Origin of the sequence: Vagococcus bubulae, assembly GCF_003950315.1 — a bacterium.
Taxonomy (GTDB): domain Bacteria; phylum Bacillota; class Bacilli; order Lactobacillales; family Vagococcaceae; genus Vagococcus; species Vagococcus bubulae.
This window is the reverse complement of the sequence record NZ_NGJT01000034.1, coordinates 1-16,468: the sequence shown is the minus strand read 5'-3', so window position 1 is coordinate 16,468 and position 16,468 is coordinate 1. Positions and strand designations below refer to the sequence as shown.

The 16,468-nt window shown below is 31.7% G+C and carries 16 protein-coding genes and 2 pseudogenes; 10 read left to right on the top strand and 8 right to left on the bottom strand.

Going from position 1 to position 16,468, the window contains the following annotated elements:
* Positions 1–510: 510 nt before the first annotated feature.
* From CBF36_RS11465 to CBF36_RS11450, 3 genes and pseudogenes are all read left to right on the top strand, one after another.
* A complete protein-coding gene (locus CBF36_RS11465; protein WP_010731573.1) occupies positions 511–807 on the top strand; it encodes a bacteriocin immunity protein in 297 nt (98 codons plus the stop codon).
* Positions 808–1,504: 697 nt separating this feature from the next.
* Positions 1,505–2,104 carry a tyrosine-type recombinase/integrase gene (locus tag CBF36_RS11455; protein WP_125958513.1) on the top strand — a complete coding sequence of 200 codons (600 nt, stop codon included), beginning with the start codon at positions 1,505–1,507 and terminating at the stop codon, positions 2,102–2,104.
* 48 nt (positions 2,105–2,152) lie between these two features.
* Positions 2,153–2,704 (top strand): annotated as a pseudogene (locus CBF36_RS11450) (Fic family protein); the annotation flags it as partial.
* A gap of 37 nt (positions 2,705–2,741) precedes the next feature.
* Here CBF36_RS11450 and CBF36_RS11445 read toward each other — a convergent pair.
* The 3 genes from CBF36_RS11445 to CBF36_RS11435 form a co-directional block, all read right to left on the bottom strand.
* Entirely contained in the window at positions 2,742–3,947 is a 1,206-nt protein-coding gene (locus CBF36_RS11445; RefSeq protein WP_207854506.1) for an IS3 family transposase, read from the bottom strand.
* A gap of 410 nt (positions 3,948–4,357) precedes the next feature.
* Positions 4,358–6,472 (bottom strand): ATP-dependent protease ClpL, encoded by a 2,115-nt coding sequence (gene clpL / locus CBF36_RS11440; RefSeq protein WP_125958512.1) that lies wholly within the window; start codon positions 6,470–6,472, stop codon positions 4,358–4,360.
* 427 nt (positions 6,473–6,899) lie between these two features.
* Positions 6,900–7,136 carry a helix-turn-helix transcriptional regulator gene (locus CBF36_RS11435; RefSeq protein ID WP_003728509.1) on the bottom strand — a complete coding sequence of 79 codons (237 nt, stop codon included), beginning with the start codon at positions 7,134–7,136 and terminating at the stop codon, positions 6,900–6,902.
* Here CBF36_RS11435 and CBF36_RS11430 point away from each other — a divergent pair.
* The 6 genes and pseudogenes from CBF36_RS11430 to CBF36_RS11405 all read left to right on the top strand — a co-directional run.
* Positions 7,099–7,317, top strand: a pseudogene (locus tag CBF36_RS11430) (LexA family protein); the annotation flags it as partial. The gene CBF36_RS11435 and the pseudogene CBF36_RS11430 overlap by 38 nt on opposite strands.
* A gap of 250 nt (positions 7,318–7,567) precedes the next feature.
* A complete protein-coding gene (locus tag CBF36_RS11425) occupies positions 7,568–8,347 on the top strand; it encodes an abortive infection family protein (RefSeq protein WP_125958511.1) in 780 nt (259 codons plus the stop codon).
* Between the two features lie 82 nt (positions 8,348–8,429).
* Positions 8,430–8,786, top strand: coding sequence for a type II toxin-antitoxin system RelE/ParE family toxin (locus CBF36_RS11420; protein WP_002339788.1), 357 nt, complete (start codon positions 8,430–8,432; stop codon positions 8,784–8,786).
* On the top strand, positions 8,776–9,042 hold the full coding sequence (locus CBF36_RS11415) for a helix-turn-helix domain-containing protein (protein ID WP_002339787.1): 267 nt from the start codon (positions 8,776–8,778) through the stop codon (positions 9,040–9,042). The genes CBF36_RS11420 and CBF36_RS11415 overlap by 11 nt, the downstream gene beginning before the upstream one ends.
* Positions 9,043–9,200: 158 nt before the next feature.
* The gene (locus CBF36_RS11410) at positions 9,201–10,202 is read left to right on the top strand and encodes a DUF4062 domain-containing protein (protein ID WP_108144705.1); all 1,002 of its coding nucleotides are present in this window, start codon (positions 9,201–9,203) and stop codon (positions 10,200–10,202) included.
* A 463-nt stretch (positions 10,203–10,665) separates the two neighbouring features.
* The gene (locus tag CBF36_RS11405) at positions 10,666–11,451 is read left to right on the top strand and encodes a tryptophan-rich sensory protein (RefSeq protein ID WP_125958510.1); all 786 of its coding nucleotides are present in this window, start codon (positions 10,666–10,668) and stop codon (positions 11,449–11,451) included.
* 292 nt (positions 11,452–11,743) lie between these two features.
* On the opposite strand, the gene CBF36_RS11400 is transcribed toward CBF36_RS11405, so the two are convergent.
* The 3 genes from CBF36_RS11400 to CBF36_RS11385 form a co-directional block, all read right to left on the bottom strand.
* Complete coding sequence (locus CBF36_RS11400; protein WP_125958509.1) at positions 11,744–12,160, bottom strand: YcjF family protein; 417 nt, start codon at positions 12,158–12,160, stop codon at positions 11,744–11,746.
* Between the two features lie 117 nt (positions 12,161–12,277).
* On the bottom strand, positions 12,278–12,712 hold the full coding sequence (locus CBF36_RS11395; RefSeq protein ID WP_243638028.1) for a CsbD family protein: 435 nt from the start codon (positions 12,710–12,712) through the stop codon (positions 12,278–12,280).
* A gap of 751 nt (positions 12,713–13,463) precedes the next feature.
* On the bottom strand, positions 13,464–13,874 hold the full coding sequence (locus tag CBF36_RS11385; RefSeq protein WP_125958508.1) for an Ohr family peroxiredoxin: 411 nt from the start codon (positions 13,872–13,874) through the stop codon (positions 13,464–13,466).
* 316 nt (positions 13,875–14,190) lie between these two features.
* Between CBF36_RS11385 and CBF36_RS11380 the strand changes: the two genes are divergently transcribed.
* On the top strand, positions 14,191–15,135 hold the full coding sequence (locus CBF36_RS11380) for a Rossmann-fold NAD(P)-binding domain-containing protein (protein ID WP_125958507.1): 945 nt from the start codon (positions 14,191–14,193) through the stop codon (positions 15,133–15,135).
* A 158-nt stretch (positions 15,136–15,293) separates the two neighbouring features.
* Here the strand turns inward: CBF36_RS11380 and CBF36_RS11375 are convergent, their stop codons facing one another.
* Entirely contained in the window at positions 15,294–15,641 is a 348-nt protein-coding gene (locus CBF36_RS11375; protein ID WP_125958506.1) for a homing endonuclease associated repeat-containing protein, read from the bottom strand.
* A 210-nt stretch (positions 15,642–15,851) separates the two neighbouring features.
* Positions 15,852–16,052 carry a cold-shock protein gene (locus CBF36_RS11370; protein ID WP_125958505.1) on the bottom strand — a complete coding sequence of 67 codons (201 nt, stop codon included), beginning with the start codon at positions 16,050–16,052 and terminating at the stop codon, positions 15,852–15,854.
* Positions 16,053–16,468: the final 416 nt, after the last annotated feature.

Here is a 16,468-nt window from a genome sequence, read left to right as displayed (position 1 = left end):
TTCTTTGACAAGAATTAATCCAGAGTCAGTGGATAAATTTCCACCAGTATTTGAAATTGTCAATTTAGAGTTGAATTGCATCTTTTTTTCCTGTAATGTAATCATTGAAAGAACCCCTTTCTATGGTCTTTGTGTCGTAACTTAACCATATCAGATTGGGGTTCTTTTTGTACACCCAAAGGGTGATTATCGAACAAGCCAAAAATACGATTGTAACAAGGCTTGTCGAAATTTATTGAAATTATATGAATTATTCAGGATAATATCAAAATGTTAGAGTCAGAATTAGAAGAAGAGAAAGAAGAAAAAGAAACTAAGTGGTATAATATATTTAAGAGGAAAAAATAGTTACATATTAAAAAATATGAGTTTGTCACAATAAGAATTAGTCAAGTCCACAATCTTGTGTAATTGACTCGATTTTTTGATAATTGATTTAGATAAAAAGTGACTTCGAGAAATTATAATAAAATTATTTAAAAGTAAATTAAAATTAAGGAGGATTAATAAATGAGTAATTTAAAATGGTTTTCTGGCGGAGATAATCGAAGCAAAAGAGCAGAAATAATTATTACTGAATTATTAGATGATTTAGAGACAGATTCAGGAAATGATTCCCTTCGAATGGTATTGCACACCTACCTTGGAAATCTGAAAAATGAAGGAACTTCAGTACCTTTAATTTTAAGTCGTATGAATTTAGAAATATCAAATGCAATAAAAAAAGACGGTGTATCTTTAAATGCAAAGCAATCAAAAAAATTAAAAGAATTGATGTCTATATCTAATATAAAATATGGTTATTAGTAATTTCGGTTGCGTCAAGAATTATGTGTAAATGGAAAAAATCATTCTGTCGGTTAAGTTAAAACATTGATTCTAATGTATCTTGTATTTCTTTAAAACCTTTATGAATCCGACACAAAAACTTCTGATTATAGTTATTGAATTGAGAAACTAAGAATCACTAGAGCATTTCCTAGTATTCATCTTTGATACATACAATCAAAAATTCTTAAATAGAAGCCATAAAGGCTTCCAACAAGTGACGGATACATTAGCTTCAATGTTTACTGAGTAACCCATTATTTTGCAGAAGGACGAGTTATTTACACAAAATTATTGACGCTCCCTATCTACTTTATTGGATCCATAACATGACTAAATTCTGAATACTTTTTAAAGCTTATCATTTGGTAAAACTGAATATAAGTTAATTATATAGACTGAAAATTTTGAATTTTCAGAATAGAATAACTTAAAAGTACTGACAAAATTTTTTAAAGGGGCAATATTAATGTTCTGAGATAATCAAATCTTACCGAAAATATCAAAAGTCCAATGTGACACAATCGGATTGTGTCTCTTTCGTTAAAATCGCTCCATCCTTAGAGGCTCTAAGAGGAAATCACTTTTCTTTTAGGGCCTTTTTTCTATAGCTTGTTTAAATGGGACTTATTATCTGTTATAATCATATTAAGTAACATTTGAGAGGGGACTAAAAATGAAGAGCGTGGAACCGATTCGCGACAAAAAAAAGATCGATGCCATGAAGGCAATTTTGGCTTCCGGAAAATATGGGCAACGGAATTTGGTGCTTTTTTCGATTGGGATCAATACAGCCTATCGAATCTCCGATTTAAGGCAGTTGAAATTAAGTGACGTATTAGAAATTTCCCGTGGTCGGGTGATTGTCAAAGAACGTCTGGCCATGAAGGAACAAAAAACAGCTAAACACAATTCGGTCTTCATTTCGAACAAATTACGAAAAGTGATTCTTGACTATGTTCAATCCGAATTTTCTGAGCAGCTGCAAGTACAAGACTTCAGCAAGTATTTGTTTCCAAGTCGAAAAGGAGCAGATACGCCTTTGACCCGACAAAGTCTTTGGCGGATCATTCATGAAGCAGGAACGGCGGTTGGGTTAAGAGAAATTGGTCCCCATTCGATGCGCAAGACCTTCGGCTATTTTTTGTACAAACAAGGAACCAAAACAGAGATCATTCAGTCGTTGCTAAACCATTCTTCACAACGGGAGACTTTACGCTATATTGGGATCACTCAGGAAGACAAAGATACCGCGGTAAAGAGTTTGGATCTATGACAGAATAATGCCCTATATAATAGAAGGAAAAATTCAATAGGTGAGAAAATGAACGAAGAAAAGCAGCCTAACTTTCCTGATAAATATCACTTATCTCGCAAAGAGTCTGTGTATTTATTGAAGAAAAACATTGTGGAACTGGTGTATAATGCGGGAAAATTTGAAGGATTGAATACAACGCTATTACAAACAGAAGAGATTATTAAGTATAACCGGGCCAATAACGTGGCTGTAGATGATGTCCTGACCGTCGTTAACTTAAAAAGAGGCTTTGAACTGCTTTTAAACGACGTACAGGAGCCCCTGTTAGAGACAAGTAAGCGGATTAATCGGATCCTTGCAGCAGAGGATGCGCTTTTTCCCGGTGAAATACGAACTGGTGGGGTAGAAGTATCGACGATTCAAGGAAGATATGTGCCACCAATGTTAGCTGAAGACGAGGTAAACAATCAATATGGTGAGATAATGAATCAAGAGATATCAGATACGGAAAAAGCCCTGCGACTGTTTCTATTCATTTCGAAAAATCAAATATTCTGGAATGGTAATGTGGGTACAGCCTTGTTGATTGCGAATAAGATTATGTTTAGCAACGGTTTGAACCCCTACCAATAAACTGAACAAATAAAAAAGAACATTATACTGCCCACAGAAGAAGATCCCGATAAGCAGTCGGGGTCATCTTTTTTAATTTTTTCTGATAACGATGATTGTTGTAAAATTCAATATACTCTTCGACAGCATACCAAAGGTCTTGTAGTGTTTCTCTTCTTTCGGATAATACTACATCCTTCATATGTCCGAAAAATGATTCTATTGGTGCATTATCCCAACAGTTCCCCCGCCTCGACATGGATTGAATTAACCCGATATCTTTTACTTTTTCCTGGAAAACAGGATATGTATAATGAATACCTTGATCTGAGTGGATATATCTGTCCATTAATGGCATATCTTTAATCACATCATTCAATTTATCCAGTGTTTCATAAACTAAGTTCATTTTTAAGCTAGTTGAGCAGTGGTGTGCAACAATCTCGCCAGTAGAACCATCTTTAACAGCTGAAAGATAAGCCCATTGTCCACTTCCATAAGGAAGATAAGTGATATCTGTTAGAAACACTTTATATGGCATATTATGATTAAATTGGCGATTGAGAATATTTTTCTTCGTAGCATTTTCTTGAGTTGCCTTCATGATTTTACGATACGGTTTAGCTGCTCTTATTGTTGATATAATGGCATTTTTACGCATAATTCTTCTGATTTTTTTATGATTCATTATTATACTGTATTCATTTTCTAGCGCCATTTTTATTTCATCGATGCCACATTTCTTCTTATCGAGAAATACCCTATATAACAATTGGAAATCTTCCCAATCATTGCGCTCACATTCATTTCGTTTATAGCTACTACTTAGCCAGTAATAATAGCCACTTCTACTTACCCCCGCAAGATTACACAAATGATTAACCATGCCAACAAGTTGATTTTCACGAATAATTTGGTTAATTAATTCAAAGCGTTCCTGTTTAGTTAAGTCGTTTTTTCTGTCGTTTTTCACGCTCCTCTCGTGCAATTCTAATTTTTTTACTAGTTCAAGATTACCCTCCAAATAGGCTATACGGGCATTAGCTTTTTCTAAAGCTTCTTCTAACGATAGTTGTCCTCTTGATCCATATGGACCACTCTGACCAGTACCACGAGTCTCTTGAAGCAATATATCTTCGCCATGTCTTTTATATAATTTTTTCCAACGAGACAGTGTTTGGTTCGCTTTTCCTTCTCCAATTAAACGGGAAGGAAGTCCTGCAAGTTCAAATATCTGAGTGGCCGTCATGCCTTGTAGGCTCTGTTTAATTGCCTTTGTTTTGAATTATGATGAATAGGTGATGCTTCTCTCTGTCACACTTTTGATATTCGGATTATTTTCCAAATTTTTAATTTCAGATTGGTTATAAATCTTTTTACTCAAAATGCCCACTCCCTTCTGTATAACTCAAATAAAGTATACCGAAAACTAACAACACTCTTTTTTTTGAGTGTTCATTTTTCGGGTAGAGATTCAAGGCGTTTATATGGCCTTCTTGCTTTTACACAATTATATGGACTTTATCCTTGACGCTACCCATATTATTCAATAGATTAATATCAAATGGTGAAAATCAACGAAAAAAGGAGATCTATCAAGCAATCTCCTTCTCAATAAATCTCCTCTTATATAAAGTTATTTATAAACACTGATTTAAGCTAAGCTGCTGATATCACAATCTCACCATCCACTAAATCAGCCTTCAAGTTTTTGACATCTAAATGGTCAAGGTAGAAATCCGTTACCTTATCACGAATTTGTTGTTCAATTACTCGTCGTAATGGTCGCGCACCCATTGCTTCATCATAGCCTTGTTCCGTCAGCCAATCTTTGGCCGCTTTAGTTACCTCAAGTTTGATGGATTTTTTGGCTAAAGTTTTTTGTACATCCGCCAACATCAAATCGACAATTTGACTTAAGTCTTGCTTAGTCAGATGTGAAAATTCCACGATTCCATTAAAACGGTTCAGAAATTCTGGGCGGAAAAATGGTGCTAACTTATCCATTAATGACTGATCGCGTTGCTTGTCACCACTTAATGCTTCATTACCAAAGCCAGCATTAGAAGTAGCAATAATAATCGTATTTTTGAAATTAATGACATTGCCTTGTCCATCCGTTAAGCGCCCATCATCCATCACTTGTAACAGTAACGTTAATACTTGTGGATCAGCCTTTTCAATTTCATCTAATAATACAATGGAATATGGATTACGCCGAACCCGTTCAGTTAGAGTATTAGCATTATCTTCATAGCCTACGTATCCAGCCGAGGTACCAATTAATTTCGACACAGCTGTACGATCAGCATATTCACTCATATCTAGCCGAATAATCGCATTTTCATTTCCAAACATATCTAAGGCTAATTGCTTAGCTAATTCAGTCTTTCCTACGCCAGTTGGGCCCACAAACAGAAAACTTCCAATCGGCTGATTACCCTCTGAAAAGCCCGCACGGTTACGCCGAATTGCTTTTGCTACCATTTCAACCGCTTCATCTTGACCGATTACCTTACTTTTCAGACGCTTATCAAGATTTTTCAAGCGCTCAATATCATTAGCGCCCATATCAGAAACTGGTATACCAGTTAAACGTTCAACCGATTGTGCCACATCATCAATCGTGGCAGTGATTTTTTCTTTTTGATCCGTTTCTTTAATTTTTTGCTTGGTTTCCTCGATCGACTTCTTGATATCAGCGGCTTTTGTAAAGTCCTCCGCTTTAATGGCGGCCTCCTTAGCTGCCTCTAATTTTTTAAGGCGTTGATCCAATGTCTCAACATCAGTTTGCGAATTTTTAGCCGCTAAATGAGCCGCAGTCATGTCGATCAAATCGATAGCTTTATCTGGCAAAGTGCGTTGTGGTATATATTGGATTGAATAATCCACAGCCGCCTTCAAAACATCATCTGGTAATACAACATGATGATGTTTTTCGTACAGCTCTTTAACACCTTGTAATATACGTAAAGTGTCAGCGGCCGTCGGTTCATTAATCACAACATCATTGAATCGCCGTGCCAAAGCCGCATTTTTCAAAATAGTATTGCGATATTCATCTTGAGTCGTAGCCCCGATTACACTCAGCTCGCCACGTGACAAAGCAGGTTTAATGATATCAGCCAATCCTTTGCCACCATCTTCACCACCAGTGGCACCCGTGCCGAGAATCTGATGAATTTCATCGAAGAATAGAATAATATTACCAGCTGCTTTAACTTCCTCTACCAACTGTTTAATATTTTCTTCAAAAGAACCGCGATATTGAGTTCCCGCTTCCAAAGACGATAAATCAATCGAATAGATTTCTTTATCTTGAATCGTTTCTGGAACTTTACCAGCCACAATTGCTTGTGCCAGACCTTCGACGACTGCAGTTTTACCTACACCGGCATCACCAACTAAGATTGCATTATTTTTCGTTCTACGACTCAAAATTTCTGCAGTTTCTTGAATCTCATTCTCACGTCCAATCACTGGATCTAGTAAGCCATCACGAGCCTGTTCCGTCAAATTAGTCCCTAACTTTTCTAAAATCCCTCCTTTTTTAACAGCCTGTTTACCATCTTTAGATACTTCTATTGTTTTATTATTTTGGGGTAGCTTACCAGTTGCTCGGTATTGAGTAAACTCATCCGGTGTCAACGATTGTCCATTAACTAAATACCGTGCACGCTCCGAATTTTGATTATCCATGCGCCGAAATAATTGATTGAAAACATCATCCATATCATTGTTGAAAAAAGGATCATTTCCGTAAAAATTTGCCATATTACAACACCTCCATAAAAATTTATATGTGTAACTTAGTGACCATAATATCCTTTAAGTTATAACTTAATTGTATCACAATTTTTATGTATCGCTAAGTAAAGTGACTATAGAATCAATTAGAAATAATTAGGATAATTTTGTTTAAACAAATGAGAAATCACTTTCATAAAATGAATTGATTTCCCTACAAGGTTCCCTATTTAATAGCCCTTGATAAAGAACTTGAATTAACAAGTTACTTTCCAGACCAATTTTAATTTAAGAGACTAATACTCATACGCGTGGTGCTAGTTAAATTTAGACAGTAAAAAATCCTGACGGTTTACACTTAGAGCAATCTATAGTAAAGAAGTGTTAAGCGTATCAGACTAAGACTTTGCTTTTTCGTGGGCTTCGATTGCCAGAACGACCTTTGAAACTTCGTTCAATTCATTACCTCATTTCTTTTATTATTTATGATACGGATTAAAGCGTACTCTTTGCCCAAAAAAATATTGTTAATAGGAACTCGATACAGATTAGACAGCTCATTTAAAAGAGAAAATGGAATATCAGAACTATCTTTTTCATATTTGGACAACGTTTGAAAATGCACATCAGCAGCTTTAGCGGCTTCTTTGCTAGTGAATCCAGCATTAACGCGCGCTGCCTTTAACGACATAGCAGATTATTTTGGCGTATTGAAGTCTACGATTGATCCGCGGTATGGCGAGATATCGAAAAATTTAATACCTGTTGAAAAATATAGACAGATTCCTGTTTTGGGAGAAATTGCTTGTGGAGATCCTATTTTAGCTGAAGAAAATATTGAAGAATATAGAGAAGAGATAGACGAAAACTTGCACAAAAATAACCCGAAAACTAACAACACTCTTTTTTTTGAGTGTTCAGTTTTCGGGTAGGGATTCAGTTTAGGACTATTATCAATACCCGAAAATGTATTTATGAAATTTAACGAACTTTTATCAAAGTATTGCAACAGTAATCTATTAGTCAATGAGTCAAATATTATATCATTTTTATATGAAAAGTGTATCTTTGGTATTAATTATTTGAAAATAATCCAACATACAATTTAAGAGGTATAAGTAAATGATGACTATAGACGAAGCAAAACAATTAGCAACTTATTTTTCAGTTGGTTCAGCGGGATATATTTTAGACTTTACTAATGTAACGTGGAACATATTTACAAAGAAAATCGTAGGGATTGAAATACAAAATCATTATGGGGGCTCAAAGGGAGTATCCTTTCAAAAGTTTCTGCGTGACGATCAATTTGATGATTCGTTAAAGAATCGGTTAATCCAATCTTTAAAAGGTATTATGGATCGAGATAAAAAATATGAATCTACTGAAATGAATCCCATAGTTCAGTTGCTTTTTGAGGAAGTATTTAAAGAAGATACTTCAACTGCATTAAGAAAAATGAAATTTTCAAGCGAGATTGATTTACTTTATATTCGGCAGCTACCCATTAGGATTCAAACAGATATTAAAAACAAGGATTTTGACTCTGTTTTGACAAAAGCAAATACTTTAATAGATGAAGTTCTAAAATTTATTATTGAAAATACCGAAGGACCGAGTGTTAATATTAATTTATTTAAGTCAAAAGAATTAAGAAAAGAAGCATTTGGCCGCCTCAATATTAAAACTGAAAAAGATATGGATAATAGAATCAAAGCCCTTGTTGGAGCACTCAATACATTATCAGATAAAATACTCGAAATGAGAAATTGTCAAGGAGATGCTCATGCACATGGCTCAAATAGAATAGTAATTAAGGAAGAAGAAGCAATTCTTGTTGCAAATTCTTCTATGGTTTTGTGCGAGTATTTGTTTACTAAGTATAAAGGATTAAATAGATAATAAAATGCATATTTTATAGTATACAATTCGAATTTTTATGTTATATACTATAATATAAAATCAATATATGATATAATTGGGTATGGAAAAAATATCTTTTGAAACATTTAAAAGACCTAATGGTCATGATGAATTTTTAGAATGGTTGGAAACATTACCAAAAAAAGATAGTGCGAAGCTTTTACGTACAATAGAAGAAACAGAAAAGAATGGGATGCTAGTAGCTCAACGGTTGAAATGGGTGAAAAAATTAGACACTAATTTGTACGAATTAAGAAGTAAGGTAGGATCAAACATCCAAAGAGCCATCTATTTCCATGTGGACAATGGAAGGTATGTCATTACTCACGGATTTACTAAAAAAACGGAGAAAACACCAATAACTGAACTCAAGCATGCAAAAGAACTTAGAGAGGAGTGGTTCACAAATGATGATTAAAAAATTGATTGAAGAAAAGAAAAAAGATAAAGATTTTGCAGAAGCATATGACCGTGAAGGAAGAAAACTCGAAACTGCGGTTGCTCTTTATCATGCTCGGGAGGAAGCAGGGCTAACTCAAGCGGAGCTTGCACAAAAAGCACATACAACTCAATCTACTATTGCTCGAATTGAGAGAGGGGATAACGTATCTTTCGATAAACTTGATGATATCGCCAGAGCATTAGGTAAAAAGCTGGTAGTAGAATTTGCTTAAAAGCGAGTTGAAAATATATCTATAATAGGCTCCTAACTAATCAATTAGTTTAGTGGGCCTTTTTTTACTAGATAGATAAAGGTTGTACTATAGTGTAAAAGACAATAAATTTTATACCAAAATTACTTTAAAGAGAACTAGAGAGAAAGGTACAATAAATGAAAGCCATAAATCTTATAAAAGTATTTATAGCATCACCAGGTGATATAGCAGCAAAAAGGAATGAAGTAGAAGAAACCATATATAGATGGAATATAGAAAATACAGATAATACAAAAGTGATTTTGATGCCTATACGATGGGAAACTAATGCGATTCCTACTTATGTAAATAATAGCTCTGGGCAAAGTGTTATTAATAAACAAATTGTAGAAAATAGCGATATTTTATTAGCGATTTTTGGCCATAAGTTGGGCTCTCCAGTTGATAATTATAGATCGGGAACTATAGCAGAAATTGATTACTTCTATAAAAATAGCAAAGGCGAAGTAGGAATTTTTTTCTTAGACGAACCAGTTCCACAAATTTTGGCTGAAGAGTATATAGAAGTTAAGAAGTACAGGGATTCTCTTGAAGATAAAGGTTTTTATGGAACATATAGCAAAGACAATATCAGAAGGTTTCTCACAAAAAAAGTTAATCATTTAATTGAAAAAGCACAAAATAATTTAGAATCAAAACGTTTTGATTTAGATCCTATTTCTTATAAGACATCTTCAGCAATTAACAAGAAAGTTATAGGAACTGATGAATATTTTGAAGATAATTTAGACATTTTTGATCCAATAGAATTTGACAATGATGAAAGATTGCTGCTAATATATGCGTTTATGGATGAAAATTCTATCTTTTCAACTGATAATTCAACTTATAGAAAAGTAGTTCAATGGGAAAGTGATAACAATTTAAGGAGTTACTTGAGTGATAGAGTATTTGATGTACTAGAAAAATTAAGTAAATCGGGAATTTTAAAGGAAGAATACGATTCTTCTTTTGATGAGTATCCATCACGCTATATTTTGATTTCAGAGGACTATAAGAAATTTAAAAGGTATTTTTTAAAAAATGAAAAAAAGATATCTGTTATTATGGAGAAATACAAAGCTCCAATACAGGCTGATCCATTTTCCAATTTGGATGAATCAGATTTACCGTTTTAAATTTTAAATAGATAATTTCATTTTTTAGTAGCAGAGGTATAAACTTTTTTAATGTTTGAATTGAAAAGAAATGCTAATAGGTCGACTTTATGTTTCTCTTGTGCAATCGTAAATGCGGGGGACCATAAAATTGATCTATTATCGAGTGTGTATAAAATAAAATTCAAATCTTATTAGTTTACATAAGATTTATTAAACAAAGCTAAATATAATCTTAAGCATGATAATTTGCTATGAAATTACCTTAAATTTCTAAAATCAGTTTGCTAAAATTTTTTAACTGCAAAAATTGATTTACGAATGACATTATGAAAGACACTCTGTTATAATTATATATGTATTAATAAAATATACGATTACACTCAATTCTGACTTCATTATTATTCATTAATATCTTTTATTGTTAAACAGTTATTTTTTAATTACATATTTTAATTACATAATATTGGAAGGAGATAGAAAAATGGTAGAAAGAAAAAAAGCAATTGGGAATTTTATCATTTTGATAGGTACATTATTAATCAATTCACTTGGAGCAAGTGGTCAAATTAATAATTATTCTCAAAAAGAAGTTTCAGATAAATTTCCAACATTAATAACACCTAATCCAGGCACATTTAGTATTTGGGGTATCATATATATGTTTTTAATTGTATCTATTATTTTGATGATAATTAAAAGTAATGATCTTCAATATAAAAAAATTATTAATGCTATCACTTTAAAGTTTTGGATTGCAAGTCTATTTAATATATTGTGGATTATTTCATTTTCATATTTACAACTAGAATTATCTGTCTTATTGATATTTGGGCTTCTAATTTCGCTATTATCAATATTAAAGAGTATAGAAACTTTTAATACAAAAAAAACATTACTCCTTCCCATAACTTTCGGATTGTACGCAGGATGGATTTTTGTTGCTACTATTGTAAATATATCAGCAACCTTAGTCAAATTGAAATGGAACAGATTTTATCTTTCTGAAAACTTTTGGGCTAGTCTAACTTTAATAGTTGCTGTTATTTTAATTTATTTGATTACTTTAAAAATTAAAAATGCTGTATTTCCTTTACCTATTGCATGGGCCTTTTACGGTATTAATAATCAATTACAATCTTCTAATGTATTAACAAATCAACACATGATTTTAAAATATATAGCATTAGGTGGAGCAGTCGCTTTAATTATTATTGCTATATATCAGTTTTATAAAAATAATTATAACCTTATTCCAAGTGTTAAATAAAGTAATTTAATATAATTAGTTTGAAAAATATATATTTTACGCTATCAAATAAAAATCATATAAATTTTAATATTTATTTTAACTATCGCTATTCGACTAGGTTTATGTGAAAATTGGCATAGTATAAAAAAAGCTGTTCTATTTAAAAGAACAACTTTTTAAGTTGGTTAGTGTAACTATCATTGTGGGAATAGTAGTCACGTAAAGTTATAAATGTATTGCAACTTATAAATAACTGTTTAACAAAACTAATTTATAAACCCTGTTCATTAAAAGCACTGGCATGAAAGATTTATATTTTTGAAAAAGTTTTAACTGCATTTGAAATAACCTGAGTAAGATCTAGCATATCAATATCTTCAACGCCATGTAATTCTTTCGCAACAGCGTAACCTAAAAACTCAGTAAACGTTACCGCCACTCCAGTATTAATAACTCCCCCAGCGATAGTGCCTACTCCAGGGATAAACTTAAATAGGTTACCAGCTAATGATTTCCCAAATCCAGAAATTAGAGTTGCTTTTAATAGTCCTTTTACAACACCTTGGGAGATAGTTAAACCATTTCTTTTGTAAAGAGCAACAATCATAGTAGTTTGAATAGGTACTAATAAAGCTGCATCTGAAAAAGGAATTGGACTAGCACCTACTACGCCTGCTGCAACAGTTGCAGAATGAATGATAGTGTGTTCAGATTTCGATAATTTCACCATAACCCCTCCTATATTAGCAGCCTTTAAAAAAAGAAGTTATCTCAAAAAAATAATATTTTGTTAAATAGCATATACGTATTTCTTTGATAACTTTTTAAATAACTACCTTTCATTTTATTTATTAAGTGATTCCTTAGTTTCTTTCATAGCATCATTAACTGATTCTTTCGCATTAGAGACAACTTCTTTTGATGTTCCGAGGACTTCATCTACAATCCCTTCAGTTTCTAACTCTTTGTCATTTGTCATTTCTCCTACTGATTTTTGTAAGCCAGCTTTAATTCTATCTACTTTTCCTGGACTTAATACTGTGTTAGATACAGTACTAATAGAATCTTTTACATCTTCTAATACTTCTTTGGATGCGCCTAAAATTTGATCTACTACACCTTCCACTTGTAATGATTCATTATCTGTAATATTACCAGCTACTTCTTTGACTTTACCTTTGACAGAATCTTTATTGATTGTTCTCTCATTCATTTTTTTTAGAACTGCTAATCCAAATACAGATCCTAATCCCAAAATAATAAGTTGTTTTTTGTTCATCTTATTGCCTCCTATCAATCATATAAAACCATTATATCAAATAACTAATATTTCTCATAATTATTAGGTCGTATCTTGTAAAAATATCTAACTATAGTTTAGGATTACTTTAATAATTTTTCACTTAAAATTAAAGTATCCAAACGAGTCAGAAACTTTTTAAAAAAATCTTGATTTAATAAGAATCTACTTTTTGATTTGAGGTAGTTCAACCGATTTTTACAATATTTACGTCTGTAACCCTTGGTAATAATGGGGATCACATCACTTACGTTAACCTTGATAATTTTAAAAAGTTATATAAATAAAGATTCCCTTTGAAAATAGCTAAAGCCTTCAGAATGATTCTGAGGACTTTTTAATTCATAAATTCTATTTTTTAACGATTATATATATATCTAAATATGACTCCATCCCTATCTATCGTGACGATTTATGTTATTGTTGTAAAATCGTATCGACATGAGGAATATTATCTTCTAGATATGGTTTGAAAACCAAAAAAATTATAGAATTTTTTTAATAATCTTGAGCTTTAATTTTAACAATTCTTTCTTTTAATTCATTTCAAATAAAATCTAGCCCTTTTTTTAAAGTTCTTCTATAATTCCTTTTCCTCTGTATTCTTTCTTCATAAAAAATCTTCCAACAGAAGTTTCTTGATAAGAAAATACTAAAGGTACAATCCTTAAATGTGAAATGACTTCTCCATTTTTTGATTTAAAAATATGATATGAAAAATCAATTTATATTACCCAGCAACTAATGTAATATTAACATTTCCTTTAATTGCTTTTGTATAAGGACAAATTGATTCAGTTTCCTTCAAATATTTCATAGTATCATCTTTTGATAACCCTTCTATTTTACCAATTAAAGCTACTTCAAGATGTAAACTATGTTCATCTGGCAAATCGCCAAATAAAGTTACTTCTGCTCTAATTTCTCGATTACGATCAGCTAGCCCATCACGTTTCAAAGGAAATTCTAATGCGCCATTAAAGCAAGCAGAAATCCCTGCTGCAAACAATTCTTCTGGATTAGTATAACCTTCCTTTCTTTGACCACTCGTTTTTAAATCAAGAAAACCAGTCACTGATTTACTTTCACCTTCACGGCCACCACTATTTACTACAGTTGAAATTGACATCTTATTTGACATATCCATTCCTCCTATCTATAGTTCAATTCTATATGAAAGTTATTTTATGTTCAAATAATCGAATTCTACAGATGTCTGCTATATTAAACTTTTCATAAAAATAGCATTTCTTTTTTCACTTGGCATAATATCTAATTAAGAATATATTTAAATCTTGTTACTTATCATTCAGTTTTTTACCTCTAGTAGATTTTTGGTCTCATCAAAAAGGGTAACCAAATAATATAATTAGAGCACTTAAATACATACTTACAAATATAAGTGTATACTAAAAGAAGAACTAAGTAATTTAAAATATTGGTAAGGAGCGATTGATATGAAATTAGGATTTATTAAATCAGATTTTACAAACGAACAAAGAGTTCCCCTTCTTCCAAAAGATATTAAGGATTTTCAAAATGAACTATATATTGAAATAGGATTTGGCGAAAGTTTAAATATACCTGATCAAGCTTACAGAGATAAAAATGTTACTGTTTTAAATCGAAAAGATATTTTTAAGACTTGCGATGGCATTTTTTCTCTTAAACTTATTCAACCAAATGATTATCCTTTAATTAGAAACGGTCAAATTATCATTGGATGGACTCATCCAAAAGGTTCTGGACAGTCTTTTATGAAAAATCAAGCAATTCCTAAAGAATTAATTGTTGTAGACTTAGATAATATTAAACCCACTGTTTTCTTCAAAAATCACGAGTATCCCTTAAACTCAATACCTTCAAATTTTATTTACCAAAATAGTTTTTATGCCGGTTACGCAGGTACTATTCATGCTCTTATTAGCTACGGTTTTTTCCCTGATGAACAAACAAAAATTGCTGTATTAGGTTCTGGAAATGTTTCACAAGGTTCATTCCATGCAATTTCAAAATTCTCCTCAAATGTACGGCTATTTTATAGAAAAACGATGCCTCTATTTAAAGAACAACTTGGAGAGTTTGATATAATTATTAATGGAATTGAAGTTGGAGAAAACGGAAGACCAATTATTTCAAAAAATGAACAAAAAAAATTAAAAAATAATTGTTTTATTATTGATGCTGCAGCAGATGCTGGAAATGCAATTGAAGGAACCCATGCAACAAATATTGAATCACCTATTTATAACGAAAATGGTCATACGTTTTATGTTGTTCCTAATACACCATCAATTGCCTATAGAAATATTAGTAAAATAATTAGTCAACAATTTAGCCAACATATCTATTCTAAGGATATTAGTCAATTTATTACTATTACTCATACTGAAAACAATTAATTATTAAAAATTTTTAGAATTAAATTAGTACAACGTCGCTTATGTTAACTCTGACGTTTTTAAGAGAAAAATACAAAGAGTTTTACCTTATAAAATATTCAAAGTCCTCAGAAGAATGCTCTGAGGGCTTTAAATTTGAATAATATTTTGTCTATAACTCAACGATTAAAATAATTTTGAGTTTTATTAAGAAAATTATTCCATGAACCAAACCTTTCTATAACTTCTATTTTATTTTTATATTCTTTCTCTTGAGGAAGTCTTCCTAAACTTCGTCTCAAATTGTTAAAATCTTGAATGAAGTTTTTGTCCTCTTGAATTAGCTTAAGTTTCTCTCTCAATATGTTATCCGATTCATTTAGTTGAATAAATATCTGACAAATTTTACAATTTTTATTGTCTCCAATTGTGTGATTATCATTTAAAGGAATGTGTTGAGAATGTACTTCTACCAATAGTCTAAGTATTTTTTTTCTATCATTCTGAATTTCGTTTTGGATAGTCACAAGATATTTCTCCGTTCTGATATTATCTATAATTTTTAAATAATCTTGCAATAACAGTCATTTCACTATATACTTTTGCTACTGTTAGCAATAGTGCTTTTTGCAACAACTAGACAATTCGTTCAAAGATATTAGTCTGAATGGATTGTTTTTTTGTATAAAAAAAGATACATAGAAAAATTCTAAGTACCTTTTATAGTTTAAATTTAATTAAGCTTTTTCAATGTTAGTTGCTTGAAGTCCACGTTGACCTTCTTCAACTTCAAAAGTCACTGCTTGACCTTCATCCAATGTTTTGAAACCATCACTTTGGATAGCTGAAAAATGTGCAAATACATCAGTACCATCTTCTTGTGTAATAAATCCAAATCCTTTTTCTGCGTTAAACCATTTTACTGTTCCATTAGCCATGTTGTTTTTCCTCCTATTTGCGCATCATTATACGCGTATTATATTGCAATAAATGTGATGCTAATAGGATTTAACATAATGACCCCATAACGCTCAAATTACTACTTACGTAGTATAACATTTAGCAATAACTTAAGCAAACCACTCATTAAATTTTGATGATTTTAAGAGAAAAATATGGAGATTTACCTTATAAAACATTTAAAGTCCTCAGATCAATTCTGAGGGCTTTTTAACTGATGATAATACCACATTATATCTACCATGAAATTAAATAACTAATTAGTAGCCTGAATAATTCATACTTTTAATTAAAACCATGTGAAACTGCCTCACGGCAGCTTACAATTACTTTTTCATCTTCACCCGTTAAGTGATGAAAAAAGAACCCCTTTCTGCTATGGTTAAAGTGACTA

Excerpts from the sequence above, each read along its gene's own strand:
- CBF36_RS11425 (WP_125958511.1), top strand. The coding sequence starts at position 7,568 with ATGATGACTATAGACGAAGCAAAACAATTAGCAACTTATTTTTCAGTT.
- CBF36_RS11445 (WP_207854506.1), bottom strand. The coding sequence starts at position 3,947 with ATGACGGCCACTCAGATATTTGAACTTGCAGGACTTCCTTCCCGTTTA.
- CBF36_RS11420 (WP_002339788.1), top strand. The coding sequence starts at position 8,430 with ATGGAAAAAATATCTTTTGAAACATTTAAAAGACCTAATGGTCATGAT.
- CBF36_RS11385 (WP_125958508.1), bottom strand. The coding sequence starts at position 13,874 with ATGTCAAATAAGATGTCAATTTCAACTGTAGTAAATAGTGGTGGCCGT.
- CBF36_RS11405 (WP_125958510.1), top strand. The coding sequence starts at position 10,666 with ATGGTAGAAAGAAAAAAAGCAATTGGGAATTTTATCATTTTGATAGGT.
- CBF36_RS11380 (WP_125958507.1), top strand. The coding sequence starts at position 14,191 with ATGAAATTAGGATTTATTAAATCAGATTTTACAAACGAACAAAGAGTT.
- CBF36_RS11455 (WP_125958513.1), top strand. The coding sequence starts at position 1,505 with ATGAAGAGCGTGGAACCGATTCGCGACAAAAAAAAGATCGATGCCATG.
- CBF36_RS11395 (WP_243638028.1), bottom strand. The coding sequence starts at position 12,712 with ATGAACAAAAAACAACTTATTATTTTGGGATTAGGATCTGTATTTGGA.
- clpL (WP_125958512.1), bottom strand. The coding sequence starts at position 6,472 with ATGGCAAATTTTTACGGAAATGATCCTTTTTTCAACAATGATATGGAT.
- CBF36_RS11435 (WP_003728509.1), bottom strand. The coding sequence starts at position 7,136 with ATGTCGTTAAAGGCAGCGCGCGTTAATGCTGGATTCACTAGCAAAGAA.
- CBF36_RS11465 (WP_010731573.1), top strand. The coding sequence starts at position 511 with ATGAGTAATTTAAAATGGTTTTCTGGCGGAGATAATCGAAGCAAAAGA.
- CBF36_RS11410 (WP_108144705.1), top strand. The coding sequence starts at position 9,201 with ATGAAAGCCATAAATCTTATAAAAGTATTTATAGCATCACCAGGTGAT.
- CBF36_RS11370 (WP_125958505.1), bottom strand. The coding sequence starts at position 16,052 with ATGGCTAATGGAACAGTAAAATGGTTTAACGCAGAAAAAGGATTTGGA.
- CBF36_RS11415 (WP_002339787.1), top strand. The coding sequence starts at position 8,776 with ATGATGATTAAAAAATTGATTGAAGAAAAGAAAAAAGATAAAGATTTT.